Annotated in this window: 1 pseudogene; it reads right to left on the reverse strand. The window is 61.2% G+C overall.

Features of this window, described 5'->3' with window-relative positions:
• A pseudogene (locus HMPREF0670_RS16070) lies at positions 1-240 on the reverse strand (contractile injection system protein, VgrG/Pvc8 family); the annotation flags it as partial.
• Between the last annotated feature and the right edge of the window lie 293 nt (positions 241-533).

Consider the following 533-nt stretch of genomic DNA (forward strand, 5'->3'; position numbering starts at 1 on the left):
CTTGGCGCCGTCGTAGTACAGCCACTCCTGGTACTTCTTGGCCAGCCGCCGGATGAACGTGAAGTCCGATTCCCGGTATTGGCAGACGTACCCCACGGACTTGTCGTGTTCGGGTTCCACCTGCGCCTGCACGCCCGCCTTGGCGCACAGCTCCCTGACTATCTCGCCCAGCGTGCGGCCGAGCCACGAGTGGCAGCTCTCGCCGTTCTCCAAGCAGGTAGGTGGTGGAATAGCCCGACACGCGTACCTCTCCGCCGTCCAGGTTCTCCCGGCAGGCGTTCACCTTCGTGACGACCCCGACGAACAGGAACGATTTCGCCTCCCTTCTCTTGATTTGTATGCGCTTGCCCAGCCATTCCGTACCGTCTTCCAGAGCCTTGGCCGCCACCTCGAAGTCCAAGGCGAGCTCAAAGCGGTGATGGTCGTTGATGGGTTGGTGCAGCCGGAGCGACTTGAACGAGAAAAGCGGCTTGCCGCCGATGCTCACGGCGATGTCGTTGTTGGGTGTCCACAGGTTCATAGGCGTTGTTTTT

The sequence above is a fragment of the Prevotella sp. oral taxon 317 str. F0108 genome, from assembly GCF_000162415.1.
Taxonomy (GTDB): Bacteria; Bacteroidota; Bacteroidia; order Bacteroidales; family Bacteroidaceae; genus Prevotella; species Prevotella conceptionensis.